Annotated in this window: 23 protein-coding genes, 1 tRNA gene and 1 pseudogene; 14 read left to right on the top strand and 11 right to left on the bottom strand. The window is 64.8% G+C overall.

Translation table 11 applies throughout. The annotated features are described in order from the left end of the window. The first annotated feature begins 41 nt into the window (after positions 1 to 41). The 9 genes from DCG74_RS05940 to DCG74_RS05900 all read left to right on the top strand — a co-directional run bounded on the left by DCG74_RS05940 (position 42) and on the right by DCG74_RS05900 (position 10514). On the top strand, positions 42 to 1226 hold the full coding sequence (locus DCG74_RS05940; protein WP_172787932.1) for a substrate-binding domain-containing protein: 1185 nt from the start codon (positions 42 to 44) through the stop codon (positions 1224 to 1226). A gap of 169 nt (positions 1227 to 1395) precedes the next feature. Further along, a complete protein-coding gene (locus DCG74_RS05935) occupies positions 1396 to 2169 on the top strand; it encodes an ABC transporter ATP-binding protein (protein ID WP_172787933.1) in 774 nt (257 codons plus the stop codon). Beyond that, positions 2166 to 2888, top strand: a complete 723-nt coding sequence (locus tag DCG74_RS05930) for an ABC transporter ATP-binding protein (protein ID WP_172787934.1) — start codon at positions 2166 to 2168, stop codon at positions 2886 to 2888. Before DCG74_RS05935 ends, DCG74_RS05930 begins: the two co-directional genes overlap by 4 nt. After that, positions 2885 to 3895: a branched-chain amino acid ABC transporter permease gene (locus tag DCG74_RS05925; RefSeq protein WP_172787935.1), complete on the top strand. Its 1011-nt coding sequence runs from the start codon at positions 2885 to 2887 to the stop codon at positions 3893 to 3895. The genes DCG74_RS05930 and DCG74_RS05925 overlap by 4 nt, the downstream gene beginning before the upstream one ends. Beyond that, complete coding sequence (locus tag DCG74_RS05920; protein WP_172787936.1) at positions 3892 to 4977, top strand: branched-chain amino acid ABC transporter permease; 1086 nt, start codon at positions 3892 to 3894, stop codon at positions 4975 to 4977. The genes DCG74_RS05925 and DCG74_RS05920 overlap by 4 nt, the downstream gene beginning before the upstream one ends. A gap of 179 nt (positions 4978 to 5156) precedes the next feature. After that, positions 5157 to 8279: an EAL domain-containing protein gene (locus DCG74_RS05915; RefSeq protein ID WP_172787937.1), complete on the top strand. Its 3123-nt coding sequence runs from the start codon at positions 5157 to 5159 to the stop codon at positions 8277 to 8279. Further along, complete coding sequence (locus DCG74_RS05910; protein WP_172787938.1) at positions 8279 to 9316, top strand: diguanylate cyclase; 1038 nt, start codon at positions 8279 to 8281, stop codon at positions 9314 to 9316. The genes DCG74_RS05915 and DCG74_RS05910 overlap by 1 nt, the downstream gene beginning before the upstream one ends. A gap of 62 nt (positions 9317 to 9378) precedes the next feature. Continuing rightward, positions 9379 to 9455, top strand: a tRNA-Arg gene (locus tag DCG74_RS05905). A gap of 276 nt (positions 9456 to 9731) precedes the next feature. Then, positions 9732 to 10514 (top strand): alpha/beta fold hydrolase, encoded by a 783-nt coding sequence (locus DCG74_RS05900; protein WP_172787939.1) that lies wholly within the window; start codon positions 9732 to 9734, stop codon positions 10512 to 10514. 87 nt (positions 10515 to 10601) lie between these two features. Here the strand turns inward: DCG74_RS05900 and DCG74_RS05895 are convergent, their stop codons facing one another. Then, positions 10602 to 10811 carry a hypothetical protein gene (locus DCG74_RS05895; RefSeq protein WP_172787940.1) on the bottom strand — a complete coding sequence of 70 codons (210 nt, stop codon included), beginning with the start codon at positions 10809 to 10811 and terminating at the stop codon, positions 10602 to 10604. A 128-nt stretch (positions 10812 to 10939) separates the two neighbouring features. Here DCG74_RS05895 and dinB point away from each other — a divergent pair, with 128 nt between their 5' ends. Further along, positions 10940 to 12040 carry a DNA polymerase IV gene (gene dinB / locus DCG74_RS05890; protein ID WP_172787941.1) on the top strand — a complete coding sequence of 367 codons (1101 nt, stop codon included), beginning with the start codon at positions 10940 to 10942 and terminating at the stop codon, positions 12038 to 12040. Between the two features lie 99 nt (positions 12041 to 12139). Here the strand turns inward: dinB and DCG74_RS05885 are convergent, their stop codons facing one another. Continuing rightward, positions 12140 to 12433, bottom strand: coding sequence for a hypothetical protein (locus DCG74_RS05885; protein WP_172787942.1), 294 nt, complete (start codon positions 12431 to 12433; stop codon positions 12140 to 12142). A 203-nt stretch (positions 12434 to 12636) separates the two neighbouring features. Next, entirely contained in the window at positions 12637 to 13323 is a 687-nt protein-coding gene (locus DCG74_RS05880; protein ID WP_172787943.1) for a DNA-3-methyladenine glycosylase I, read from the bottom strand. Positions 13324 to 13579: 256 nt separating this feature from the next. Here DCG74_RS05880 and DCG74_RS05875 point away from each other — a divergent pair, with 256 nt between their 5' ends. From DCG74_RS05875 to DCG74_RS05865, 3 genes are all read left to right on the top strand, one after another. Further along, the gene (locus DCG74_RS05875; protein ID WP_172787944.1) at positions 13580 to 14974 is read left to right on the top strand and encodes an MBOAT family protein; all 1395 of its coding nucleotides are present in this window, start codon (positions 13580 to 13582) and stop codon (positions 14972 to 14974) included. A gap of 3 nt (positions 14975 to 14977) precedes the next feature. Continuing rightward, positions 14978 to 16048 (top strand): hypothetical protein, encoded by a 1071-nt coding sequence (locus tag DCG74_RS05870; protein WP_172787945.1) that lies wholly within the window; start codon positions 14978 to 14980, stop codon positions 16046 to 16048. A gap of 151 nt (positions 16049 to 16199) precedes the next feature. Next, complete coding sequence (locus DCG74_RS05865) at positions 16200 to 17027, top strand: metallophosphoesterase (RefSeq protein WP_172787946.1); 828 nt, start codon at positions 16200 to 16202, stop codon at positions 17025 to 17027. On the opposite strand, the gene DCG74_RS05860 is transcribed toward DCG74_RS05865, so the two are convergent. The 4 genes from DCG74_RS05860 to DCG74_RS05845 all read right to left on the bottom strand — a co-directional run bounded on the left by DCG74_RS05860 (position 16966) and on the right by DCG74_RS05845 (position 19302). Then, entirely contained in the window at positions 16966 to 17451 is a 486-nt protein-coding gene (locus DCG74_RS05860; protein ID WP_172787947.1) for a Crp/Fnr family transcriptional regulator, read from the bottom strand. The two genes, DCG74_RS05865 and DCG74_RS05860, sit on opposite strands and share 62 nt — an antisense overlap. A gap of 101 nt (positions 17452 to 17552) precedes the next feature. Further along, positions 17553 to 18293 (bottom strand): di-trans,poly-cis-decaprenylcistransferase, encoded by a 741-nt coding sequence (locus DCG74_RS05855; protein WP_172787948.1) that lies wholly within the window; start codon positions 18291 to 18293, stop codon positions 17553 to 17555. Positions 18294 to 18323: 30 nt separating this feature from the next. Next, entirely contained in the window at positions 18324 to 18698 is a 375-nt protein-coding gene (locus tag DCG74_RS05850) for a transcriptional regulator (protein ID WP_025033235.1), read from the bottom strand. Then, positions 18685 to 19302: a hypothetical protein gene (locus DCG74_RS05845; protein WP_172787949.1), complete on the bottom strand. Its 618-nt coding sequence runs from the start codon at positions 19300 to 19302 to the stop codon at positions 18685 to 18687. Before DCG74_RS05845 ends, DCG74_RS05850 begins: the two co-directional genes overlap by 14 nt. A gap of 205 nt (positions 19303 to 19507) precedes the next feature. Here DCG74_RS05845 and DCG74_RS05840 point away from each other — a divergent pair, with 205 nt between their 5' ends. Further along, on the top strand, positions 19508 to 20752 hold the full coding sequence (locus DCG74_RS05840) for a S1C family serine protease (RefSeq protein ID WP_172787950.1): 1245 nt from the start codon (positions 19508 to 19510) through the stop codon (positions 20750 to 20752). Between the two features lie 166 nt (positions 20753 to 20918). On the opposite strand, the gene DCG74_RS05835 is transcribed toward DCG74_RS05840, so the two are convergent. The 4 genes and pseudogenes from DCG74_RS05835 to DCG74_RS05820 all read right to left on the bottom strand — a co-directional run bounded on the left by DCG74_RS05835 (position 20919) and on the right by DCG74_RS05820 (position 23608). Then, the gene (locus DCG74_RS05835) at positions 20919 to 21656 is read right to left on the bottom strand and encodes a thioredoxin family protein (RefSeq protein ID WP_172787951.1); all 738 of its coding nucleotides are present in this window, start codon (positions 21654 to 21656) and stop codon (positions 20919 to 20921) included. A gap of 14 nt (positions 21657 to 21670) precedes the next feature. Next, positions 21671 to 22003: pseudogene (locus DCG74_RS05830) on the bottom strand (SRPBCC domain-containing protein); the annotation flags it as partial. An 11-nt stretch (positions 22004 to 22014) separates the two neighbouring features. Beyond that, the gene (locus tag DCG74_RS05825) at positions 22015 to 22467 is read right to left on the bottom strand and encodes a helix-turn-helix transcriptional regulator (RefSeq protein WP_172787952.1); all 453 of its coding nucleotides are present in this window, start codon (positions 22465 to 22467) and stop codon (positions 22015 to 22017) included. Positions 22468 to 22633: 166 nt separating this feature from the next. Continuing rightward, the gene (locus DCG74_RS05820) at positions 22634 to 23608 is read right to left on the bottom strand and encodes a tripartite tricarboxylate transporter substrate binding protein (protein WP_172787953.1); all 975 of its coding nucleotides are present in this window, start codon (positions 23606 to 23608) and stop codon (positions 22634 to 22636) included. Between the last annotated feature and the right edge of the window lie 91 nt (positions 23609 to 23699).

Raw genomic sequence — 23699 nt, 5'->3', positions numbered from 1 at the left:
AATCGCTGTTGCCGAGAAACTTTGAATCAGGAGGGACCATCGTGCGTCGATCACTCATCATAGCAACAACCATTCTCGCGCTCGGCGCGGGCACCTCCGCGCTGGCCGACGATCTCAAGATCGCGCTGATCTACGGCAAGACCGGTCCGCTCGAAGCCTACGCCAAGCAGACCGAGACCGGCCTGAAGATGGGCTTCGAATACGCCACCAAAGGCAGCATGACGCTCGACGGCCGCAAGATCGTCATCATCACCAAGGACGACCAGGGCAAGCCCGACCTCGCCAAGGCCGCGCTCGCGGAAGCCTATCAGGACGACAAGGCCGACATCGCGATCGGCACGACGTCGTCGGCCGCGGCGCTCGCCATTCTTCCCGTCGCCGAGGAGAACAAGAAGATCCTGATCGTCGAGCCCGCGGTCGCGGACCAGATTACCGGCGAGAAGTGGAATCGCTACATCTTCCGCACCGCGCGCAACTCCTCGCAGGACGCGATCTCCAACGCGGTCGCGATCGGCAAGCAGGGCGTCACCGTGGCGACGCTGGCGCAGGACTACGCCTTCGGCCGCGACGGCGTCGCCGCCTTCAAGGAGGCGCTCGCCAAGACCGGTGCGACGCTCGCGGCGGAAGAATATGCCCCGACCTCGACCACCGACTTCACCGCGGTCGGCCAACGCCTATTCGACGCGCTGAAGGACAAGCCCGGTCGCAAGGTGATCTGGGTGATCTGGGCCGGCGCCGGCAATCCGCTGGCCAAGCTCCAGGACATGGATCCGAAGCGCTATGGCATCGAGCTCTCCACCGGCGGCAACATCCTGCCGGCGCTCGCAGCCTACAAGGGCCTGCCCGGCATGGAAGGCGCGACCTATTACTTCTATGAGATCCCCAAGAACCCGGTGAACGACTGGCTGGTCGCCGAGCACCAGAAGCGCTTCAACGCGCCGCCGGACTTCTTCACCGCGGGCGGTTTTGCGGCCGCGATGTCGGTCGTCGCCGCCGTCACCAAGGCGAAGTCGACCGACTCCGAGAAGCTGATCACCGCGATGGAAGGCCTGGAGTTCGATACGCCCAAGGGGAAGATGGTGTTCCGGAAAGAGGACCATCAGGCGCTGCAGAGCATGTATCACTTCAAGGTCAAGGTCGATCCGAACGTCGCCTGGGCCGTGCTCGAGCCGGTGCGCGAGCTGAAGATCGAGGACATGGACGTTCCGATCAAGAACAAGCGGTAGGTTCCTTGCTTCACCTCTCCCGCTTGCGGGAGAGGCCGGGAGATGGCTCTCTCCCCTTGGGGGTTCTCGCGTGCGGAAACACCCTCTCCCCACCCCTCCCCCGCACGCGGGGGAGGGAGCCCACCGTGATCGTGGATAGATCTTCATCCAAATCCGATCGAAATTTCTCATGCCGCTCACCCTCGAAACCCGCGACCTCACCATCCGCTTCGGCGGGCATGTCGCGGTCAACAATGTCTCCTGCACGTTTCGCCCGGGCGAGCTTACCGCCATCGTCGGGCCGAACGGCGCCGGCAAGACCACCTATTTCAATCTGATCTCGGGCCAGCTGCGGGCGTCTGGCGGCAGCATCCTGTTTGACGGCACCGACATCACCCAGCATTCCGCGCCGATGCGAACCCGTGCGGGTCTCGGACGCGCGTTCCAGCTCACCAACCTGTTTCCCAACCTGACGGTGGAAGAGAATGTCCGCCTCGCGGTGCAGGCTGCCAGCGGCACCCATTACGACATGCTGCGGCCCTGGATGGTGCGGCGCGACCTGATCGCGCGCGCCGATGCCATTCTCGACCAGGTTGCGCTCGGCAATCGCCGCGGCGTCACTGCGACCGCGCTGTCGCATGGTGACCAGCGCAAGCTGGAAGTGGCCCTGATGATCGCGCTGGAGCCAAAGGTGTTCATGTTCGACGAGCCGACCGCCGGCATGAGCATCGACGAGGTGCCCGTCGTCCTCAACCTGATCGCGCAGCTCAAGCAGGACAGGAGCAAGATCATCTTGCTGGTCGAGCACAAGATGGACGTGGTGCGCTCGCTCGCGGACCGCATCATCGTGCTGCATAACGGACAGCTGGTGGCCGACGGCGTGCCTGCCGAAGTGATCGCCTCGCCGATCGTGCAGGAAGCCTATCTCGGCGTCGCGCCCAAGAACGCAGGGAGCGCAGCATGAGCGATCTCCTCAAGGTCTCCGGCGTGCACACCCATATCGGGCGCTATCACATCCTCCAGGGCATCGATCTCACGGTGCCGCAAGGACAGGTCACGATGCTGCTCGGTCGCAACGGCGCCGGCAAGACCACGACGCTGCGCACCATCATGGGCCTGTGGCAGGCCTCGAAGGGCGAGATCACCCTCGCAGGCCAGCGCATCGAGAGCCTTGCGACGCCGGACATCGCCCGGCTCGGCGTCGGCTACGTGCCGGAGAGCATGGCGGTGTTCTCCGACCTCACGGTGAAGGAGAACCTGGTGCTGGCCGCGCGCGACGCGCCGCTCGACGACACGCAGCTGGATTGGATCTTCGGCTTCTTCCCGGCACTGCGCCGCTTCTGGCTGTCGCGCGCGGGGAGCCTGTCGGGCGGGCAGAAGCAGATGCTGTCGATCGCCCGCGCCATCATCGAGCCGCGCAAGCTGCTCCTGATCGACGAGCCGACCAAGGGCCTCGCGCCCGCCATCGTCATGGCGCTGATCGAGTGCCTGAAGGAGATCAAGCGCAAGGGCGCGACGATCCTCCTGGTCGAACAGAATTTCTTTGCCGCCCGCGAGCTCGGCGACAACGTGCTGGTCATGGACAACGGCACCATCGTTCATCGCGGCGAGATGGCGGCGCTCGCCGCCGACGTGCCGCTGCAGGAGCGGCTGCTCGGCCTGAGCCTGGAGGCGCATCAGTGACAGACCTTGCCGCAACCGATCCGCTGCCGAAGCCGAAGCGCGACCTCGCGCCGATCCTGCTGCCGGTGGCGCTGGCGCTGCTGATGATCCCGCTGATCGGATCGACCTCGTCCTGGCTGACCCTGACCGCCGCGAGCCTTGCCATGGGCATGATGATCTTCATCATGGCCTCAGGGCTCACGCTGGTGTTCGGCCTGATGGACGTGCTCAATTTCGGCCATGGCGCCTTCATCGCCGTCGGCGCCTATGTTGCCACGCTCGTTCTGGCGCCGTTCGCGGCGTCCATCCAGGCCGACTCGCTCTGGACGAACCTCGCGGTGCTGGCCCCGGCTGCGCTGCTCTCGATGGCGGTCTCCGGCGCGCTCGGCCTCGTCGTCGAGCGCGTGCTGATCCTCCCCGTCTACGGCCAGCACCTGAAGCAGATCCTGATGACGACCGGCGGCCTCATTGTTGCGGAACAGACGCTCTATGCGCTGTGGGGACCGCAGATCATCCCGATGCCGCTGCCGGCCTCGCTGCGCGGCTCCTTCATCCTCGGCGACGTCGCGATCGCCAAGTACCGCGTGCTGGCGATGTTGATCGGACTTTCTGTCTTCATCGCCATCCAGCTCGTGCTCAACCGCACCAAGCTCGGCCTTCTGATCCGCGCCGGCGTCGAGAACCGCGAGATGGTCGAGGCGCTCGGCTATCGCATCCGCCGCCTGTTCCTCGGCGTGTTCATGACGGGATCGGCGCTGGCCGGCCTCGGTGGCGTGATGTGGGCGCTCTATCGCGAGCAGGTCCACGCCTCGATGAGCGACGACCTCACCGTGCTGATCTTCATCGTCGTCATCATCGGCGGGCTGGGATCGATCGGCGGCTGCTTCATCGGCGCCATCCTGGTCGCCATGGTCGCCAATTACGGCGGCTTCCTGGTGCCGAAGCTCGCCCTCGTCTCCAACATCCTGCTGATGGTCGCCATTCTGATGTGGCGGCCGCGCGGCCTCTATGCGGTGACCAGCCGATGATGATCCTCTCGGGCGATCCGCCGCGCAGCCGCGTCCTGACCCTCGTTCTCGTTGTCATCATCCTGGCGCTGGCGGCGACGCCGTTCCTGTTTCCGGGTGCCAAGGCGCTGAACGTCGCGGCCAAGATCTGCATCTTCGCAGCCCTCGTCGCTTCCTACGATCTCTTGCTCGGCTATACCGGGTCGGTGTCGTTCGCTCACACCATGTTCTACGGCATCGGCAGCTACGCCATCGCAATCGCGCTATACGGGATGGGCCCGAACTGGGCGGCGGTCGGCACCGGGATCGTCACCGGCCTGCCGCTCGCCGCCCTGCTCGCGCTGGCGATCGGGCTGTTCTCGCTGCGGGTCGCCGCGATCTTCTTTGCCATGATCACGCTCGCGGTCGCCTCGGCCTTCCAGGTGCTGGCCTCGCAGCTCTCATGGCTCACGGGCGGCGAGGACGGGCGCAGCTTCCAGCTCCCCGAACTGCTGCGTCCCGGCACGGTGTTGATCTCCAAGAACCTGTTCGGCTTCGAGGTCAACGGCCGCATCCTGACCTTCTATCTGGTGTTCGCGATCTCGGCGCTGATGATCCTCGCTCTGCTCCGCGTGGTGAACTCGCCGTTCGGGCGCGTGCTGCAGGCGATCCGCGAGAACCGCTTTCGCGCCGAGGCGCTCGGCTTCCGCACCGTGTTCCACCTGACCTACGCCAACTGCCTTGCGGCCCTGGTCGCCGCCAGCGCCGGCATCCTGAACGCGCTGTGGCTGCGCTATGCAGGTCCCGACACCTCGCTCAGCTTCTCGATCATGCTGGACATCCTGCTGATGGTGGTGATCGGCGGCATGGGCACGATTTACGGCGCGATCATCGGCGCCACCATCTTCATCCTCGCGCAGAACTATCTGCAGTCGCTGATGGGCGTCGCCTCCAAGGCGGCGGACGAAGCCGGCCTGCCGTTGCTGCCGGGGCTGTTGCATCCCGACCGCTGGCTGCTCTGGCTCGGGCTGCTGTTCATCGCCAGCGTCTATTTCTTCCCGACCGGCGTGGTCGGGCGGCTGCGCCATGGCGGCGGCAAGAAGACCGCCGGCCCCTCGCATTAACCGATGATTCATGATGCAGCGCTGTGATTGCGGCGCGCGCGACACAATCCTCGTGCGTGATACCCGCGGTGCTGCATATGGATGTGCGATCAGCCCAGCTGCATTAATGCTTAGGTAACTGGCTTTCCTAAGGTTTGCGCCATTTGTGCGGTGTATTCCTGGTCCTCCAGTGAGGGGGAATGCGCCAGGTCTTTGCCAGGGTAGCAGCCGGAATGTCTCTAGCCGCGAGAAACGGCTGGGAGGCCTTGGCGCGCCGTGGTCCCGTCCTGTGGCTGACCCTGTGCGGCGTGTTTCTGGTCGCGGGAATCTTCATCGCCACGGCGGTAGCCGTCGGCGAGTTTCGCGAGCGGACCCTCGCCAACCGCGAACGCGAGCTTGAAAACACGGTGAAGCTGATCGCGCGGCATTTCGATCAGCAATTCGAGGATTCCGACGTCGTCGCCGCCGACCTGATCGGGCAGATGAACCTGCCGGAGATCACCTCGCCTGCGATGTTCCGCGAGCGCATGTCCGGGCCTGCGGCCAACCAGATGCTGCGCAGCAAGATCAGCTCCGTGTCGTATCTCGGCGACATCGCGATCTACGATGCCGAGGGCGAGCTGATCAACTGGTCGCGGGCCCAGCCGCTGCCCAAGATCAACGTCTCCTCGCGCGCCTATTTCCAGTCGTTCAAATTTAACCCGGCGGCCGAGCCGGTGATCCTGGAATCGGTCCGCAGCTTCCTGATCGGCAAATGGACCACGGTCGTCGCACGCCGGCTGCGCGGCGCGGACGGCACCTTCCTCGGCGCCATGGTGCGGCGGATCGATCCGGACAGCTATCAGCAATACTTCGCATCGGTCGCGCTCGCCGACGGCACGGCCATTTCGCTGCTCGACCGCGAGGGCAAGTTGCTGGCGCGCTATCCGCACGCCGAGGAACTGATCGGGCGGAACTTCAAGGACGCGCCGCTGATGCAGAAAGTGCTGGCCGAAGGCGGTCAGCAGACGCTCCGCGGCAGGAGCCCCGTCACCGGCGAGGAGCGGCTCGGCTCGGCCGCGTCGCTGACGCATTTCCCGCTGGTCATCATCGCCACCAACATCACGGCAGCGGCGCTCGCGGACTGGCGGCAGCAGACCGGCTTCATGGTGGCAACGGCGGGCTTCTCGGCGGGCGTGATCGCGCTGATCCTCTATCTGATCATCCGCCAGATCAACCGGCAGAACCGCGAGACCCAGCAGCGGATCGAGGCGGAGCGGCTCCGACTCGACACCGCCCTCAACAACATGTCGCAAGGGCTGATCCTGTACGACGCCGGCGGCACCATCGTCACCTGCAACCGCCGCTACGCCGAGATGTTCGGCCTGTCGCACGACGTCATCAAGCCCGGCTGTCACATCCGAGAGGCGATGTATCATCGCAAGGGGCGCGGCGCGTTCGACGGCGACGTCGAGGCGTTTTGCGCCGAGGTCATGCGGGTCGTCGCCGAAGGCACGGTCTCGACGCTGACCCATCAACTGGCCAATGGCCGCGCCTTCCAGGTCATCAACACGCCGCTCGCACAGGGCGGATGGGTCGCCACGATCGAGGACATCACTGAGCGCCGCAACCTGGAACAGGAGCGCGACCGCAACTACACCTTCCTGCGCGAGATCATCGACCACATCCCGTCGCAGATCACCGTGAAGGACGCTCGGACGCGGCAATATCTGCTACTCAACGTCGTCGCCGAGCAGCTGTTCGGCCAGTCCCGCCAGGACGTCGTCGGCAAGACCGCCTTCGACATCTTCCCCGAGGGGGCCGCCGCCCACATCACCGACGACGACAGCAGGGCGCTGAAATCGGCCAAGGGCTTGTTCAAGGACGAGCACGCCTGGCAGATGCCCGGCATGGGCCTGCGCTACATCACCTCGACCCGCATCGGCATCAACGACAGCGCCGGCGAGCCGCGCTATCTCATTCATGTCATCGACGACGTCACCGAGCGTCGGCGCGCCGACGAGAAGATCGCGCATATGGCGCATTACGATGCGCTGACCGACCTGCCGAACCGGACCCTGTTCCGCGAGCAGATCGAACGCGAGCTGGCGAACGTCGCCGATGGCTGCCAGTTCGCGCTGCTCTATATCGACGTCGACGAGTTCAAGGGCATCAACGATTCGCTCGGCCACCACGTCGGCGACGAGTTGCTGAAGGCGATCGCAGGCCGCCTCCGCGGCTGCCTCAAACAGGGCGACCTGATCGCGCGGCTCGGCGGCGACGAGTTCGCGGTGATCCAGACCGGGATTCAGTCCCCCGCGGACGTACTGTCCTTCGTGACGAGGATCTACCAGGCGATCCGCCAGCCCTATCATTGCCTCGGCCACCAGCTCTCGACCGATGCCAGCATCGGCATTGCGCTGGCGCCGCAGGACGGCTCAGACCTCGATCAACTCATCAAGAACGCCGACCTCGCGATGTACGGCGCCAAGGCCGAGGGCCGCCGCACCCACCGCTTCTTCGAGCCGGAGATGGATGCCAGCGCCAAGGCGCGCCTCAGCATGGAGCAGGATCTGCGCCAGGCCCTGGTGAACGGCGGCTTCGAGATCCACTATCAGCCGCTGGTCGACCTGCGCACCAACGAAGTCTCCGGCTGCGAGGCGCTGCTGCGCTGGCGCCATCCCGAGCGCGGCATGGTGTCGCCGGCCGAGTTCATTCCGGTCGCCGAGGATACCGGCCTGATCACCGAGCTCGGCGACTGGGTGCTGCGCATGGCCTGCAACGAGGCCGCGACCTGGCCGGCGCATGTGCGCGTCGCGGTCAACGTCTCGCCCGTACAGCTCAAATGCGACACGCTGGCGCTGCGCATTGCGAGCGCGCTCGCCGCCTCCGGGCTGGACCCGCGCCGGCTCGAGCTCGAGATCACCGAAGCCGTGCTGATCCGCGACGACGAGGCGGCGCTCTCGATCCTGCACCAGTTCCGCGCGATCGGCGTGCGCATCGCGCTCGACGATTTCGGCACCGGCTACTCCTCGCTGAGCTATCTGAAGCGCTTCCCGTTCGACAAGATCAAGATCGACCGCTGCTTCGTCGCTGACATCGCCGAGACCACCGGCTCGCCCGTCATCGTGCAGGCGGTGGTGAACATCGCTTCCGCCAGCAGCATGACGACGGTGGCCGAGGGTGTCGAGACCGAGGCGCAGCGCGACATGCTGCGCGCGCTCGGCTGCACCCAGATGCAGGGCTATCTGTTCAGCGCGCCGAAGCCGGCCAGCGAGGTGCGCAAGCTGTTCGGTGCCGGCGATGGCTCGCCCGGGACCTTGCCCGTGGCTGCGGTGGCCTGATGCCGAAGTCGCGCAGGACCGTCGATGTCGCCGATTCCTACGCGGTGCGGCTGATGCAGCACCTGGTGGTGCCGACCTTCGTGATCGACCCGAAGCGCCGCGTCGTGATCTGGAACAGGGCCTGCGAGCGGCTGACCGGCGTCGCCGCCTCGGAGGTGATCGGCACCAGCAAGCACTGGCAGGCGTTCTACGAGACGAAGCGCCCCTGCCTTGCCGACCTCGTCGCGCTCGACCGGCCCGAGCAGCTGCCGGAGTACTATCCGGAATATGCCGCGCGCGGCCACAACGGGCTCGGCTTCTCCGCGGAGAACTGGTGCGTGATGCCCAAGCTCGGCAGCCAGCTCTATCTCGCCATCGACGCCGGCCCGATCCACGACGAGGCTGGCAACCTGATTGCGGTGGTGGAGACGCTGCGCGACCTCACCGACCAGAAGCGCGCCGAGATGGCGCTGAAGGAGCTCGCCACCAAGGACGGGCTGACCGGCTTGGCGAACCGCCGCGCCTTCGACCAGATGCTGCTCGGCGAATGGGCCCGCGCCCAGCGCACGCAGAAGCCGCTGGCGCTGCTGTTCGTCGACGTCGACCATTTCAAGCTGTTCAACGACCAGCACGGCCACCAGAGCGGCGACGAGTGCCTGCGCGCGGTTGCTGGCGTCGTCAGCCGGCACGCGGTGCGCCCGCTCGATCTCGCCAGCCGCTATGGCGGCGAGGAGTTTGCGCTGATCCTGCCCGACATGGATTGCGACAGCGCCTGCATGGTGGCCGAGCAGATCCGCTATGCCGTCATGGCCTTGGCGATCGCCCATGGTGCGATGGGTGCCGGCGATCACGTCACCCTCAGCGTCGGCGTCGCCAGCCACGTTCCTGATGGGAGCGACGGCGGCCCGGACCGGCTGCTCGGCGCCGCCGACGAGGCGCTCTATGTCGCCAAACGCCTCGGCCGCAACCGCGTCGTCTGCGCCGAACGGGCGCTTGCCGAATTCGCCGCCCGCGGCGGAAAGCCGGTTCCGGCCCCGGTCAGGCGCAAATCGGCCTGAAGCGCGCTCCGGCGAGAAGCGGTTGCCCACCCCGCGCCAATCGGCTAAATGAACCTGCAACTGCACCCGTAGCTCAGCTGGATAGAGCGTTGCCCTCCGAAGGCAAAGGTCACACGTTCGAATCGTGTCGGGTGCGCCAGCTCAGGATTTTGCGCGAGGCGGTGCGAGTCTCCTAACAGCGCGATGCGATTGGGATGGGTCTCATCGCGCTTTAGATGGTTGTTTGGACATAGTCTTTTCGGAAAACCGCTGCACACTTTTCCGGACCACGCGCTAGGACGCGCTGGAAGATTGGCCATACGCGATTGCAAGGAGCCGCTTGAGGCTTGACGTCAGCGATCGACGGGTCGCCCCAGCCCCCTTACCCGCATCATTGCCCGAGAAGCCTGGAATGCCGGTGGATACGGAGATGACAATGAAGCTCGCGCGTGAAGGTATCCAACTGTCGTTCGACATCGCTGGGAAGGGATCGCCTGAGTTCCTGTTCGTCCATGGCCTTGGCGGAGATCGCACCCACTTTGCGCCACAGATGGAGTACTTCGGTCGGCACGGTCGCGCATTGAATGCCGAACTGCGAGGACACGGCGAGAGCGACAAGCCGCACCAGGACTACTCGATCGAAGGCTTCGCCGAGGATCTCGTCTGGCTGTGTGCCCGGCAAGAGATAACGAAGCCGGTCATCGTGGGCCAAAGCATGGGCGGCAACATGGCACTCGAAATCGCGGCTCGTTACCCGGATTTTCCTGCGGGGCTGGTGCTGCTCGATTCCGGCGTGCTCTTCCCTGCCTCGGCGGGAGCGGTGTTCACCAGCTACCTGGAGGGCCTGCAGGGGCCGAACTTTGCGGACGAGATCCGAAAAATCGTGGCGGACTCCTGTCTGCCGACCGACAGATGCCACGCCCATGTCGAACAGACCTTCCTGGCGACGCCACAGCACGTGCTGGTGTCGACGTTTAGGAGTCTGTTTCCCTGGGATGTGCATCGGGCGGGTCAGTGCGCCCAAGCGTGCCGGGTCCCGGTGCTGTATATCGAAGCGGCTCATCGGCTCGCGGATCTAAACCGCCTTGGCGCACTATGCCCGCAACTGGTTACGGCCAAGGCTGTTGGCTCCGGGCATTTCCTGTCGCTCGAGGTGCCGGAGCAGATCGACGCCATGATCGATCGATTCATCTCGCTTTACGTGCAAAGACGCGAATGAACTTCGCATGTGCGTGAACTGTGCCAACGGCGGCGAGGACACTACATTGGCAGGGCGGATCAAGGTCAGACGAGATCGTGCCGGCACTCAATTCAGCATCGCGACAATCGCCTGGATCTGGTCGGACGCGGTCATCACCAGTCCGTCATATGACGTCTGGCCGTGTGCGGCGGCCTTCAGGATGCATTCGGCCACGGCCGCTTTCAGGCCGAAGACTGACTGATGCGCCGGCACGCTTGCCATCACGGTCTCCAGTGCCTGACGCATCGTGTGAATGAGCTCGGAGCTGTATTGCATCGGCTGTCCTCCGCGGACTCATATTGGGTCGCGTGCCCCTGCTTGCCACTCACAAGCCTGCGATCGCGCTTTGACAACCGCCCATGCATCACCTCGCGCTTCTTTTCACGCGATTGTATCATCCTGCCATGAGCGAATCCGACACGATGCCTGGCGCAGCCGCGGCCGTGCGCAAGATCATCCATATCGACATGGATGCGTTCTATGCGTCGGTGGAGCAGCGCGACAATCCGGAGCTGCGCGGCAAGCCGGTCGCGGTCGGCGGCTCCGCGGAACGCGGTGTCGTTGCGGCAGCGAGCTACGAGGCGCGCAGGTTCGGCGTCCGCTCGGCCATGCCGTCGGTGACGGCGAAGCGGCAATGTCCCGATCTGATCTTCGTCAGGCCGCGCTTCGAGGTCTACAAGGCGATCTCCAGGCAAATCCGCGACATCTTCGCCGAGCACACGCCCGTCATCGAGCCGCTGTCGCTGGACGAAGCCTATCTGGACGTCACGGAAAACCTGCAAAGCATCCCACTGGCGCGGGACATCGCCCTCAGTATCCGCGCGAAGATCAAGGCCGAGACCGGCCTCAACGCGTCGGCGGGCATCTCCTACAACAAGTTCCTGGCCAAGCTCGCGTCCGATCATCGCAAGCCCAACGGCCAGTTCGTGATCTCGCCGGAGATGGGGCCGGCCTTCGTCGAGACACTGCCGGTCGGCAAGTTCCACGGCATCGGTCCGGCGACGGCCGCGAAGATGAACGCGCTCGGCCTGTTCATCGGCCGCGACATCCGTAACCAGTCGCTGGAGTTCATGAACGCCAATTTCGGCAAGTCGGGCGCGTATTATTATTGGATATCACGCGGCGTCGACGAACGCCCTGTGCGCGCCAACCGGATCCGCAAATCTGTCGGCGCGGAGAACACGTTCTCGACCGACCTCGACGCCTTCGACGCGCTTGCCGCCGAGCTCAGGCCTCTCGTCGACAAGGTCTGGCGGCATTGCGAGGCGACCGGCAATCGCGGCCGCACCGTCACCCTGAAGATCAAGTTCGCCGACTTCGAGATCATCACGCGCAGCAGATCGGTCGCGGTGGCCGTTGCCGGGCGCGACGATCTGGAGCGGTTGGCCTGCGGCCTGCTCGAAGCCGAGATGCCGCTGCCCAAGCGCGTCAGGCTGCTGGGAGTTGCGCTGTCCTCGCTCCACGCCGCCGGCGAATCGGAGCCGCAGCTGACGCTGGGCATCTGAACGCGGCGCAAGCTTTCGGCGACGGAGCGCACCAGGCGCGACGAACGGTGGCGGATGTTTCGATCCGCCACCGATGGAGGCAATCGCGCTCGGGTCCGTTCAATGCTTCATATGCTCGAACACCACGATCACGCCGGTCGGTTCGGGCTCATGCGCCATCAGGCGCGTCAGGTCGGAATCGCCCCAATCGGCGAGGCTGACGACCTCGCCGCTCTCGCGGTCGCTGCCGAGCGATCCCGTCGGCTCGAGGACCTTGAGCCCCATCTCGTCGACGAAGAAAGTGTGCTCGCCGAACATGCTGTTGAGCTGCGGCATCGCCGGATGTTCGTCGGGCAGCACCTGAGCGCCGAGTTGGTGGACGGTCTGCTTCACCTGTTCCGATGTGAGCTTCATGAGCTGCTCCGTTGCTGGATCCGGTTGTCATTGAGCCGGGCGGGAGCGAGCATTCCCTGCGCCCTTGTGCGCCTGGCTCAGAGTCCCGAACAGGCGCTGCGGACAAATGTTCCCGCGAAATGTATTTCGTGATCGCGAGTTTCATCGGCCGCGTTCGCAGCACAAGATCGCCACAGGATGCACACGATCGGCCGATCGACGCGCTACCCGCTGCTGTTCTCGCCGACCGACAGCGCGCAGATGCGTGACAGATATGTGTACGGCAGGCCGCTCTCCTCGGCCCAGGCATTGAACTGCGCCTGCACCTTGGCGAGATCGCCCTTCGACTTGACCTCCTCGGCGATGTCGAGACCGGCATCGCGCAGGCAGGCCACCACGTCCTTGGACGTCACGAAGCCGTCCCAGCCGACGAAGCGCAGCAGCATCTGGCCGGTGTTGCCGCCCAGCCGGCTGCCGCGCTTGTTGAGGAGATCGAGCAGGCCGATCTCGTCGGACGACGGCCATTTCGCCAGAAACTTGCCGAAGCTGCCGTGCTCCTTCGCGATCTCCTGCACGAACGCGGCATTGTCCCGCACCGACATGATCTTGGCGCCGTTGCGCACGATGCGCGCATCGCGCAGCAGGCCCTCCCAATAGTCTTCGGGCTGGAAGCTGAGCTTGGCGGGCTGGAAATGCAGGAAGGCCGCTTCAAAGCCGTCCCATTTGGAATCGATCACGCTCCAGGCAAAGCCGGCGCAGAACACCCGCTTGGTCATTTGGGCGAGGATGCGATCGTCGCCGAGCTTGGCCAGCCGCTTGAGGTCCGGCTTGGCGGGCATCAATTTGTCCAGCGCCCTGGGCCCGCCCTTGCGCTTCTCGGCGCGGGCGCGAATGGTCTTGAAGGAGGTCATGTGGACATGCGCTCTCGAGGATGCGCCACGACATCAGAATTCACGCGGCGGGTCCAGTCCCGCGAACATCAGGCGTCCTGATCGCATCGCCGGATCAGGCGAATTTATGTTGATTTCATCTCGGGGTTGCTATTCTGATGCCGTGGTGATGGAAATGATCCTTGTCACCACGACGCCCCTGTCTTCCTTCCCGTCGTCGTCCCCATTGATATGGCGAGCGGCGCGCTTGCTGCTCAGCAAGTGATTGTCTGCTGCGATGTCGTTCGTTTCCCTGGCGTTCCTTTGCTTTGTTCCCGCGACCTTTCTGCTCTATCACGCCACCTCGAGGCTTGCGGTTCAGAACGTCATCATACTGGTCGCTAGCTACGTATTCTACGGCTGGTGGGACTGGCGCTTTCTGCCCCTCCTGGCCGGCATTTCCATCGTCAACTATGCCGCGGCGATCGTCATCGCGGCCTCCAAGCGCGAACAAACCCGAAAGCTCCTGCTCACTCTCGCCATCGCAGCGGCGATGATCGTTCTTGCGATCTTCAAATACTTCAATTTCTTCATCGATTCGTTCTCGATGATCGCCGAGCGCGTAGGGCTTCATCCGAACCTGCCGACATTGCGCATCGTGCTGCCGCTCGGCATCTCCTTCATCACCTTCCAGGGCATCGCCTACGTGGTCGACGTCTATCGCGGCAAGCATGCCGCCGAGAGGGACGTCGTCAAGTTTCTCGCCTTCAAGGCGTTCTTCCCGCAACTCGTGGCCGGCCCGATCGAGCGGGCGAGCAACCTCCTGGATCAATTTTCGGCGCCGCGACGTTTCACGTCCGATCACGCCGAGCGCGCGCTCTGGCTCCTGATCTACGGCTATGCCATGAAGGTCGTGGTGGCAGACAGCCTCGCGCCGATCGTGGACACGCTCTTCATTCCGGAGCAGCCCTTCGGTTGGTCGGTCATCCTCGCCACGCTCGCATTCGGCATCCAGATCTATGCCGACTTCAGCGGATACAGCCTGATCGCCAAAGGCGTCGCGCTGCTGTTCGGCTTCGAGCTGACCTGGAATTTCCGCTACCCCTACTGGTCGGTTTCGATCAGCGAGTTCTGGCATCGCTGGCACATCAGCCTCAGCACCTGGCTGCGCGACTATCTCTACATCCCGCTCGGCGGCAACCGCCGCGGCGAGCTCATCACCAACCGAAACCTGCTGCTTACGATGGCGCTGGGAGGTCTCTGGCACGGCGCGTCATGGACCTTCGTGCTCTGGGGCCTGGTTCACGGCCTGGCCCTCGTGGCCTGGCGCGCGTTTTCCGGCAAGGAGGCGCCGGGCTCGACGGTCGCCCGCGGCCTCGGCTGGGCTCTCACCATGCTGGTGGTGTTCGTGGGCTGGTTCTTCTTCCGCGCGTCCAATTGGAACTTGCTGGTGGGCATGCTCTACGCCCTCGGCAACTGGGAGTGGGCTCCGGTGCACGGCGCCGCCGGTCTCGCGATCCTGTCGCTGTCCGTGCCGCTGATGCTGCTGGAGTGGCAGCTTCGGTCGCGTGGCGACTATTCGATCCTGCAGTGGCCTGCATGGCTGAGATATCCGCTGTTTGCTACGCTGGCGGCGATGACGATCGCCGCCTCCGGACACGTCAATGCCACCTTCATCTATTTCCAGTTCTAGATCATGCCCCTGAAACAGACGATCGAATCGATCGGACAATGGCCGCTGGCAGGTGCGGTATGGATCGTTGCCCGACGGCTCATTCCTCTGGCCGTGCTCACCGCCCTCATCCTCGGCGTTGCACATTACATCCATCAGCAGAGCTTGCATCAATGGTCGCGCGGCATCGAGACCTACATCGTCCTGGAGCAAATCAGGCGCTCGGAGCGGCTGCCTGCGGCCGACCTTGCCTTTCTCGGCGATAGCTCCTGCCTGATGGGGATTCACGTCCCGACGTTGTTGCGGGCATTCCCTGGGTCCGGGATCGAGTCGTTCTGCACCATCGGATTCGTCGGTCCGGATGGCTATGGCGCGATGCTTGAAAAGATGATCGCCCGCGGGCGCCAACCCAGGAAGCTGGTTCTGGTGTTCAACCCGATTCAGTACGAGCGCGATCCGAGGTGGAACGAATGGGTGAGTTTCATCCGGACCAACCGCTTCGAAGTTCCGTCCGGCCTGACGTTTCCAGCCGGTGGCCCGGAGTACATCCGCCTGCTGATGGAGCGAGCGGTCTACAATCCGCTGCCCGGTGGTTACGCGGTGTATTACGGCGGCAAGGACCAGTTCATTTCAACCATTTGGCGCGAGCATGGCAGCGCGATCGATCCCAATCGGATGCTCGATATTCCTTCGCTCGACGCCTACAAGGCCACGCTGGCCGGTCACGTCTTCTTCAAGCCCGATCCCAAGATCAAGCCGTTCGTGATGAACGCGGAATTCGAGAAGGCGCTCGCCTCCTTGTCGGAAACGCTATCGAAGTTCGACCGGTCGAAGGTGTACCTCGTCATCACGCCGGTCAATTCGCTCTATGCCCAAGGCGGTCCACAGAGCTTTCATGCCGAGGCTGGAGAAAGGATCGCCGCCATGCTCGGCATCGACAGATCGCACTTCCTCGATACGCCGGATATGATGCTGGACATCATGTACGCGCACTATCCCTCGCATCTGCATCGATGGAGCCGGATCATCTACACCGAGCAGCTTGCCGAGGCTCTGGCGGGCCGTGGCATCCTGGGAAGGGAGAAGGGCAACTGAAAGACGGCCGGCCCCCGATCGGCTCGGGCGCGGCCCTTTTGCCGCGTCGGCGGGGCCGACAGGGCCGGTTTGCTTCTTGCCTTGGATGCCGGCCGTGGCAATATCCGTCAATTCGCAAGCCTTCCGATTGCTTTGACCTGACGGATTTTCAATGCGCTGCCTGGTCGTGGCCGACTTGCACTATTCGCTGCCTCAGCTCGACTGGCTGGTCAGCGCGGCGCCGCGATTCGACCTCGTGATCTTCGCCGGCGACGCGCTCGACATCGGCTCGATGGTGGATTTCCGCGCCCAGATCGTGGTGGTGAAGAAGTACCTCGCGCTGCTGGCCGCGACGACCCGCGTGATCCTCTGCTCCGGCAATCACGACCTCGACGAGCGCAACGCCGAAGGTGAGAAGATTTCGCGCTGGATCTCGGAGGTGCGCGAGCTCGGCATCGCCTGCGACGGCGACAGCCTTAACGTCGGCGATACCCTGTTCACGGTGTGCCCGTGGTGGGACGGACCTCAGGTCAAGCAACGCCTCGTCGCGCAGTTGCGCGATGCCGCAGCCGTCAGGCCGCAGCGCTGGATCTGGGCGCATCATGCGCCGCCGGCGGATTCACCGACGAGCTGGGGCGGCAAGCGCTTCTTCGGCGACGTCGAGCTGGTGCAGTGGATCATGCAATACCAGCCGTCGATGGTGATCTCGGGCCATGTGCATCAATCACCCTTCATCAGCAATGGATCGTGGTTCGATCGGCTGGGCCAGACCTGGGTCTTCAACACGGGCCTGCAACCCGGCCGTCCGCCGACCTACATCGTGCTCGATCTCGATGCCGACAAGGCGTTCTGGCTGGCGGCCGGCGCGGCGCAGTGGATCGACCTGAATGCGCCGCTGCAGCGGCCCGCCGCCGCCATCGAGGCGCCGCCCGACTGGCTCACATTCTTGGATCGGATTGCCGATCCGAGCCTGGCGAAACCTCAAGCGGCGGCAGGTTGATCATGCTCTGGAGCACCTCGCCGACCATGGCCAGATGCGTACCGTGGCCGGCATATTGCCGCTTCAGATCGGCGAGGTAAGTGTTGGCGACGTTGAGCCGCTGCGCCAGCATTTTTGCGATCAGGAGGGCCACGCCCGGCTCCTTCTCGAGGAACGAGGCGGCATCCTCGAACTCGTAGACGATGGCGTCAGAGCAGGCCCGCACGGTTGCGGTGTGCGGCTGGCCCAGCAGCACGGACATCTCACCCAGCACCGCGCCGGGCTCGGTGACGGTGGCGACCACCATCTCGCCCTTGAGCACCTCGAGCCTGCCTTGCATCAGCACGTAGAGATGGCCGGAGGTGCCCCCCTCGGCGACGATGATCGTGCCGGCGGCAAGCTGCCGCTCCGTTCCGCCGGTGCAATAATCGAGGACTGCACGCATCGTACGAAAGCTCCGTCGCGGGACGATACCCAGCGCCGGAATACTAGAGCACGATCCATGCCGGGCGGCAATCAGCGGGGAGCCGGCGGGCGCGAGGCGCGTCACACCTGGGACAGCGAAGGCACTTCGCCTGGCAGGATCGCCTGCAGACCGCCAAAGCGGCGCTCGCGGTTGTGGAAGGCGGCGAGCGCCTCGGCGAGATCGCCCGCGTCGAATTCGGGCCACATCCGCTCGGTGAAGTGCAGCTCGGCATAGGCGCCTTCCCAAAGCAGGAAGTCTGACAGCCGCTTCTCGCCCGAGGTGCGGATGATGAGATCGACGTCGCGAAGGCCAGCCTCGCCTGTGACCAGCTGCGAGAAGGCTTCGCGGGTGAGGCTGGTCAGCGCGGCCGCCTTCGCCGCGGCATTGAGGATGGCGTCGCGCGCGGAATAATCGACGGCGATGCGCACATGCAGCGCGCGGCCATCCGCGGTGGCCGCCTCGGCGCGCGCGATCGCGGCGGCGATGCCGTCGGGCAGGCGATCGCGGCGGCCGATGACGGAGAGGCGCACGCCGTTCTTGACGAGGCTCTGCACTTCGTTCGCGAGGTAGAAGCGCAGCAAGGTCATCAGCGCCGCGACCTCGGCCTTCGGCCGCCGCCAATTGTCCGTGGAGAAGGCGTAGAGCGTCAGCGTGCCGATGCCCTGCTTGGGGGCGGCCTCGACGATGCGGCGGATGGTCTCGACGCCGGCCTCGTGACCGCGCAGGCGCGACAGGCCGCGCCGCGTCGCCCAGCGGCCGTTGCCGTCCATGATGATGCCGACATGAAGCTTCTCGTTACGGGACGTGATGTCACTTTGCATTGCAAAGTCTCCGGTCAAAAAGGGGGAGGATCAGGTCGAGGCGATACCGAGGCGGCCGAGCGGCGGCGCCTCGCGGCCGGCGGCCTTCGCCGCGTCGCGCACCAGCCGCTCGAGCACGGCGAGATAGTCGAGGAAGCGGCGGCGGCCGGCCTTGGTGAGACGGCAGGTGGTGTGCGGACGGTTGCCCTCGTAGCCCTTGGTCACCTCGACGAGGCCGGCCTCCTGAAGCACGGCAAGGTGCCGGCTGAGATTGCCGTCGGTGAGGCCGCAGAGCTGCTTGAGATCGCCGAATGCCAGCCCCTTGGGATGCGCCATCAGCGACGTCAACAAGCCGAGCCTCGCCTTCTCGTGGATCACGCGGTCGAGCCCTTCATAGGAGAAGGGCGCGCTGTCAGTCTTCGACATCGTTGTCTCCGGAGGCGAAATGCAGAATGGCCGCCATCACCGATTGCCCGATCACGAAGGGCAGCCCCATGGTCCATGGCGACAGCGTGTGGGTTCGGCTCGCGAGCACCACGACCGCGAAGCCGGACACGAAATACCAGGCGCCGGCGAGCGCGACGGTGCGCGGCAACGAGCGGACCGAGGCGAAGATGCCGAGCGACACCAGGATCTGCCACAGGCCCGGCAGCAGCCACAGCGTCTCGCTCGCGAACTTCCACATCACCACCGCGAGCAGAACGCCGGCAACGCCCGCCGGCAGGAACTGCTCGACCGCCTGGTGAATCATCGCGTCGGCGAGACCGGAATGATGGCGTCGCGACCGCGCGCGCATCTCGATGCCGATGATCAGCCCCGAGAGCGCGGCGGCGATGAACCAGCCGATGAAGAAGCCGAGCGGCTCGCCGGTGGGATCATCCAGCAACCAGAACTGCAGAATGGCGGTGATGAGTGCGACGGCGCCGGTCGCAGCCATCGCTGCCGGGCCGTAGCCGCGGAAGGCCGTGCCCGCCGCGATCTGGCTGCGGATCGCCACGATGTCGGCCAGCGCCTTGTCGAGATCGCGCATCGGCACCGCCAAAACCTCGTTCCACCCGGGCATTCGCAGGACAGCTGGTCCCGTTACTTTGTATTGCAAAGTATATGGCACCGCAAAGTAAATGCAAGCCCGAATTGCTGCGGGCAGCCGAAACGATGAGAGCGGACAACTGACGGTTGCGCCTCACCTGCCCTCGCGGATAAGATGGGTGCAAGCGCGTTTGCCGGGGGCTGGTATGTGGTTGAGGTCGTTGGTCGTTGCGTTGGTGTTGCAGCTGAGTGTGGTCGGAGCGAACGCGGCGGGGCCGTTCGGCACCGTCAATGTCGGCAACTGGATCGGCGGCGCGTTCAGCAATGACGAGCCGGGCGCGTTCTCCCATTGCGCGGCGACGACGCCTTACGCGAACGGCGTCATTCTCGTCGTGGGTTACAATGCCACCGGCACCTGGACGCTGGCTTTTGCGAGTCCGAGCTACCGCTTCAACAAGGGCGAGAGCGCCGCGATCGACGTGACCTTCGACGGGCAGGAGCAAGCCAGGCTGTACGCTACGGCGTACCAGTCCAACATGCTCACCGCCGTCATGCCGCTCAAAGTCGTGCGCACCTTTCAGAAGGCGAGCCTCATGGTGGCGACAGCCGGTCGCGCCGTTCTGAATTTCGATCTGACGTCGACCGGGCCGGTGATCGCGGCACTGACCAACTGCGTAAGCAAGGTGAAAGCCGACGGGCTCGACAAGGCGGGCGATTTCACCAAGGGTGCGGCCAAGCCGGCGGCGACGGCGGAGAAGCAGGCGGCACCGCCCTCCGGCGGCAAGCCTGCCCGAGCCAGGAGCGGCACCGGCTTCGTCGTCAGCACGGGCGGGCACATCGTCACCAACCACCATGTGATCGACGGCTGCGTCGGCGACATCAAGGGCAATCTCACCGGCGAAGCCGCAATGGTGCTGCGCGTCGTGTCGAGCGACGCCAACAACGATCTCGCGCTGTTGCAGGCGCCGTCGACGACGACCTTCAAGGACTTCGCCCGGATCCGCGACCGCTCGATCCGCTCCGGCGATTCCGTCGTCGCGATCGGCTTTCCCTATCACGGCATCCTGACGTCGGACTTCAGCGTGACCACCGGCATCGTGAGCTCGCTCAGCGGCATGCGCAACGACTCGCGCTTCCTGCAGATCAGCGCACCCGTGCAGCCCGGCAACAGCGGCGGGCCGCTGTTCGACAACACCGGCCAGGTCGTGGGCGTGGTCACCGGCAAGATCCCGGCCTTGCGCATCGCGGTGGCGACCGGCAACATCCCCGAGAACATCAACTTCGCCATCAAGACCGGCGTGCTGCGCGACTTCCTCGACAATTCGATCGTGCCCTATCAGACCGCCGAGCCAAAGAGCGAGCTCAAGACCACCGACATCGCCGCCAACGCCCGGCCGTACACGATGCTGATCTCGTGCAATGCGACGGAGCAGGCGGACGCGAAGCGGTAGCCATCGGGCAAGGCACACCCTGCATATCACCCTCCGCTGTCATTCCCCGCGAAAGCGGGGAATCCAGTACGCCGCGGCCCATCGATTCAACCACAACTGTCGCGGAGTACTGGATCGCCCGGTCAAGCCGGGCGATGACACATTTGATGTGCGTCGAGCGCCCCCCTCACCCGTGACAGCACGCCGCCTTCGCCGGCTGCGGTTCGTACTGGTCGCGCAGACGCACCCAGTCCATCGGATAGGGCAGGCCTTCCTCGTGACGGCCGAGCGGGGTGAGATCGAGATATTGATAAGCGGCGTTCATCATGTCGAGACCGCGGGCGAAGCAGGAATAGGTATGGAAGATCGCGCCGGCCTCGTCGCGGTAGAACACGCTGATGCCGGGCAGCTCGGGGCCGTACAGCGGCGTGGTCCCGAAATTATACATCGGCTTGCCGGTCGCGACCTCTTCCTGTGAGTACGTCACGCCGTAATCGCGGTTGAAGTCGTTGCGGCCTGAGGAAACCCAGTCGAAGGTCCAGCCCATCCGCTTCTTGAACGCCTCGAGCTTTGCGCTTGGCGCCAGCGAGACCGCAACCATCGCGGTGTCGCGCGCGGCCAAATGCGGCACCATGCGCTCGAACCCATCGGCCCAGAACGAGCAGCTCTTGCACGCCGCCTCCCAATCGGGTGCGAACATCACGTGCTGCACGATGAGCTGCGGCCGGCCCTCGAACAGGTCGCCCAGCGACAGAATGCCGTTCGGCCCGTCAAATTCGTACGCCTTGTCGACCTTGACCCAGGGCAGCCGGCGGCGCTCGTCGGCAAGCCGTTCGCGGGCCTGGGTCAACTCTTTCTCATGGTCCAGAAGGGCCTTGCGCGCGGCGATCCATTGCTCGCGCGAGACGATCTGATGTTGCTGCATGGCGTTCTCCTTGGTCAGGCGACGAAAGCATCGAGCTTGTCGAACAACGAGCTCCAGCCGCGCTGGTGGTTGTCGCGTGCGGTCTCGTCGAAGAACTGGGCGTGATGGAAGATCATCAAGGTGCCGGCGCCATCAGGTTTCAGCGAGATCGTCACCAGCGATTCACGCTCCGGCGTCGAGTGCCAGGCCCAGGTGAAGACGAGAAGCTCGTTCGGCATCACCTCGCGATAACGGCCGCCGGCCTCGAAATATTCGCCGTCATCGCCAGTGAAGCTGATGCGAAACCGGCCGCCGACGCGAACGTCGAGCTCGGCTTTAAGCGTCGCCGGCTTCATGTTCGGCGGCCCGAACCATTGCGCTAGCTGCGCGGCTTGCGTCCAGGCGGCGTAGACCTTTTGCGGCTGCGCGCGGAGCCGGCGCGTGAGCGTGAGGCTTGGTCGTTCTGCCGGGCGTTCGGCGGCGTTGGCGACTGCGTTGGCCATGTCTCTTCCTCCACGAAGGCGGCGAGGCGATCGAGATTGTGGGACCAGAACTGCGCATAGCGATTGAGCCAGTTCATCGCCTGCTCCATCGGTTGCGCGGTCAGCCGGCAGGCAACCGTGCGCCCGGTCTTCTCGCGCACGATCAGCCCGGCATCCGTGAGCACGTCGAGATGCTTCATGATCGCCGGCAGCGACACCGCAAACGGGGCCGCCAGCTCGCTCACCGACAGGCCGTCCTGCTCGCCGAGGCGCGCCAGCAAGGCACGCCGCGTCGGGTCGGACAGCGCCGCAAAAGTCCGGTCCAGCGTCTCGTCCCTATACTTAACCATGTGGTTTAGTATAGACGCGAGCGCGACAGCGTCAAGCCGGAACCCGCAGACGCGGATCCGCACGACTGCGTGATCTGTTGCTGGACGCAGGCTGCATCAACCAAGCAACGCAAAGAAAAAAGCCCTGCCGAACGGCAGGGCTCTCTTCCCGGTCATCACGAGATCGCTACTCGACCTTCAGGCCGGCGAACTCGACGACCTTCTTCCACTTCTCGGTCTCGGCCTTGATCTCCTCGCCGAACGCCTCGGGCGTCTGCACCCGCGGCTCGCCGCCGAGTTCGACCAGGCGCTTGGCCATGTCGGGCTCCTTGATCACCGCGTTGACCTCGGCGTTGAGCTTGGCGATGATCTCCTTCGGCGTGTTCTTCGGCGCGCCCATGCCGAACAGCGCGCTCGCCTCATAGCCCTTCACGGTGTCGGCGATCGGCTGCACGTCGGGCAGCTGCGGCGAGCGTTCCGTGGTGGTGACGCCGATGGCGCGCAGGCTGCCGGAGCGGATGTGCTGGATGATCGAGGGCATGTTGTCGAAGATCACCTGCACCTGGCCGGCGAGCATGTCGGTGATCGCGGGCGCGGCGCCGCGATAGGGCACGTGCTGCATCTTGCAGCCTGTCATGGCCATGAACATCTCGCCGGACAGATGCACCGAGGTGCCGTTGCCGGACGAAGCCATGTTCACCTTGCCGGGATTGGCCTTCACGTACTCGATGAACTCGGCGACGTTCTTGGCCGGCACGTCCTTGTTGACGGTCATCACGTTCGGCACGCGCTGGAACGAGGCGACCGGCGCGATGTCGCGCACGAAGTTGAACTTCAGATTGGCGTAGAGCGAGGCGTTGATGTAGTTGGCCGGATTGACCAGCTGCAGCGTGTAGCCGTCGGGCTCGGCATTGATGACCGATTCGGTCGCGATGTTGTTTCCGGCGCCCGGCTTGTTCTCGATCACGAATTGCTGGCCGAGCTTTTCCGACAGCCGCTGGCCGATCAGCCGTGCCAGGATGTCGGTGGCGCCGCCCGGCGGATAGCCCACCACCCATTTCACCGGACGGGCCGGATAATCGGCGGCAAGGGCCTTCGACAGCGGGGTGGCGGCAAGCGGACTGGCGGCGAGCAGGCCCAGCGCGGTACGGCGAGTGATCATCTCAAGGGTTCTCCCAGTGTTGTTCTTGAAGGTCGGATGGCTTGAAGGCCGCGTGGCCGCGGTTGTAACAAAGCTGGCCGCGGGCGGAAAG

Source organism: Bradyrhizobium sp. WBAH42 (genome assembly GCF_024585265.1).
Classification (GTDB): Bacteria; Pseudomonadota; Alphaproteobacteria; order Rhizobiales; family Xanthobacteraceae; genus Bradyrhizobium.
The sequence above is the reverse complement of the archived record's forward strand: the minus strand, read 5'-3'. Positions and strand labels throughout refer to the sequence as shown.

Excerpts from the sequence above, each read along its gene's own strand:
- DCG74_RS05935 (WP_172787933.1), top strand. The coding sequence starts at position 1,396 with ATGCCGCTCACCCTCGAAACCCGCGACCTCACCATCCGCTTCGGCGGG.
- DCG74_RS05930 (WP_172787934.1), top strand. The coding sequence starts at position 2,166 with ATGAGCGATCTCCTCAAGGTCTCCGGCGTGCACACCCATATCGGGCGC.
- DCG74_RS05920 (WP_172787936.1), top strand. The coding sequence starts at position 3,892 with ATGATGATCCTCTCGGGCGATCCGCCGCGCAGCCGCGTCCTGACCCTC.
- DCG74_RS05915 (WP_172787937.1), top strand. The coding sequence starts at position 5,157 with ATGCGCCAGGTCTTTGCCAGGGTAGCAGCCGGAATGTCTCTAGCCGCG.
- DCG74_RS05910 (WP_172787938.1), top strand. The coding sequence starts at position 8,279 with ATGCCGAAGTCGCGCAGGACCGTCGATGTCGCCGATTCCTACGCGGTG.
- DCG74_RS05900 (WP_172787939.1), top strand. The coding sequence starts at position 9,732 with ATGAAGCTCGCGCGTGAAGGTATCCAACTGTCGTTCGACATCGCTGGG.
- DCG74_RS05895 (WP_172787940.1), bottom strand. The coding sequence starts at position 10,811 with ATGCAATACAGCTCCGAGCTCATTCACACGATGCGTCAGGCACTGGAG.
- dinB (WP_172787941.1), top strand. The coding sequence starts at position 10,940 with ATGAGCGAATCCGACACGATGCCTGGCGCAGCCGCGGCCGTGCGCAAG.
- DCG74_RS05885 (WP_172787942.1), bottom strand. The coding sequence starts at position 12,433 with ATGAAGCTCACATCGGAACAGGTGAAGCAGACCGTCCACCAACTCGGC.
- DCG74_RS05880 (WP_172787943.1), bottom strand. The coding sequence starts at position 13,323 with ATGACCTCCTTCAAGACCATTCGCGCCCGCGCCGAGAAGCGCAAGGGC.
- DCG74_RS05875 (WP_172787944.1), top strand. The coding sequence starts at position 13,580 with ATGTCGTTCGTTTCCCTGGCGTTCCTTTGCTTTGTTCCCGCGACCTTT.
- DCG74_RS05870 (WP_172787945.1), top strand. The coding sequence starts at position 14,978 with ATGCCCCTGAAACAGACGATCGAATCGATCGGACAATGGCCGCTGGCA.
- DCG74_RS05865 (WP_172787946.1), top strand. The coding sequence starts at position 16,200 with ATGCGCTGCCTGGTCGTGGCCGACTTGCACTATTCGCTGCCTCAGCTC.
- DCG74_RS05860 (WP_172787947.1), bottom strand. The coding sequence starts at position 17,451 with ATGCGTGCAGTCCTCGATTATTGCACCGGCGGAACGGAGCGGCAGCTT.
- DCG74_RS05855 (WP_172787948.1), bottom strand. The coding sequence starts at position 18,293 with ATGCAAAGTGACATCACGTCCCGTAACGAGAAGCTTCATGTCGGCATC.
- DCG74_RS05850 (WP_025033235.1), bottom strand. The coding sequence starts at position 18,698 with ATGTCGAAGACTGACAGCGCGCCCTTCTCCTATGAAGGGCTCGACCGC.
- DCG74_RS05845 (WP_172787949.1), bottom strand. The coding sequence starts at position 19,302 with ATGCGCGATCTCGACAAGGCGCTGGCCGACATCGTGGCGATCCGCAGC.
- DCG74_RS05840 (WP_172787950.1), top strand. The coding sequence starts at position 19,508 with ATGTGGTTGAGGTCGTTGGTCGTTGCGTTGGTGTTGCAGCTGAGTGTG.
- DCG74_RS05835 (WP_172787951.1), bottom strand. The coding sequence starts at position 21,656 with ATGCAGCAACATCAGATCGTCTCGCGCGAGCAATGGATCGCCGCGCGC.
- DCG74_RS05825 (WP_172787952.1), bottom strand. The coding sequence starts at position 22,467 with ATGGTTAAGTATAGGGACGAGACGCTGGACCGGACTTTTGCGGCGCTG.
- DCG74_RS05820 (WP_172787953.1), bottom strand. The coding sequence starts at position 23,608 with ATGATCACTCGCCGTACCGCGCTGGGCCTGCTCGCCGCCAGTCCGCTT.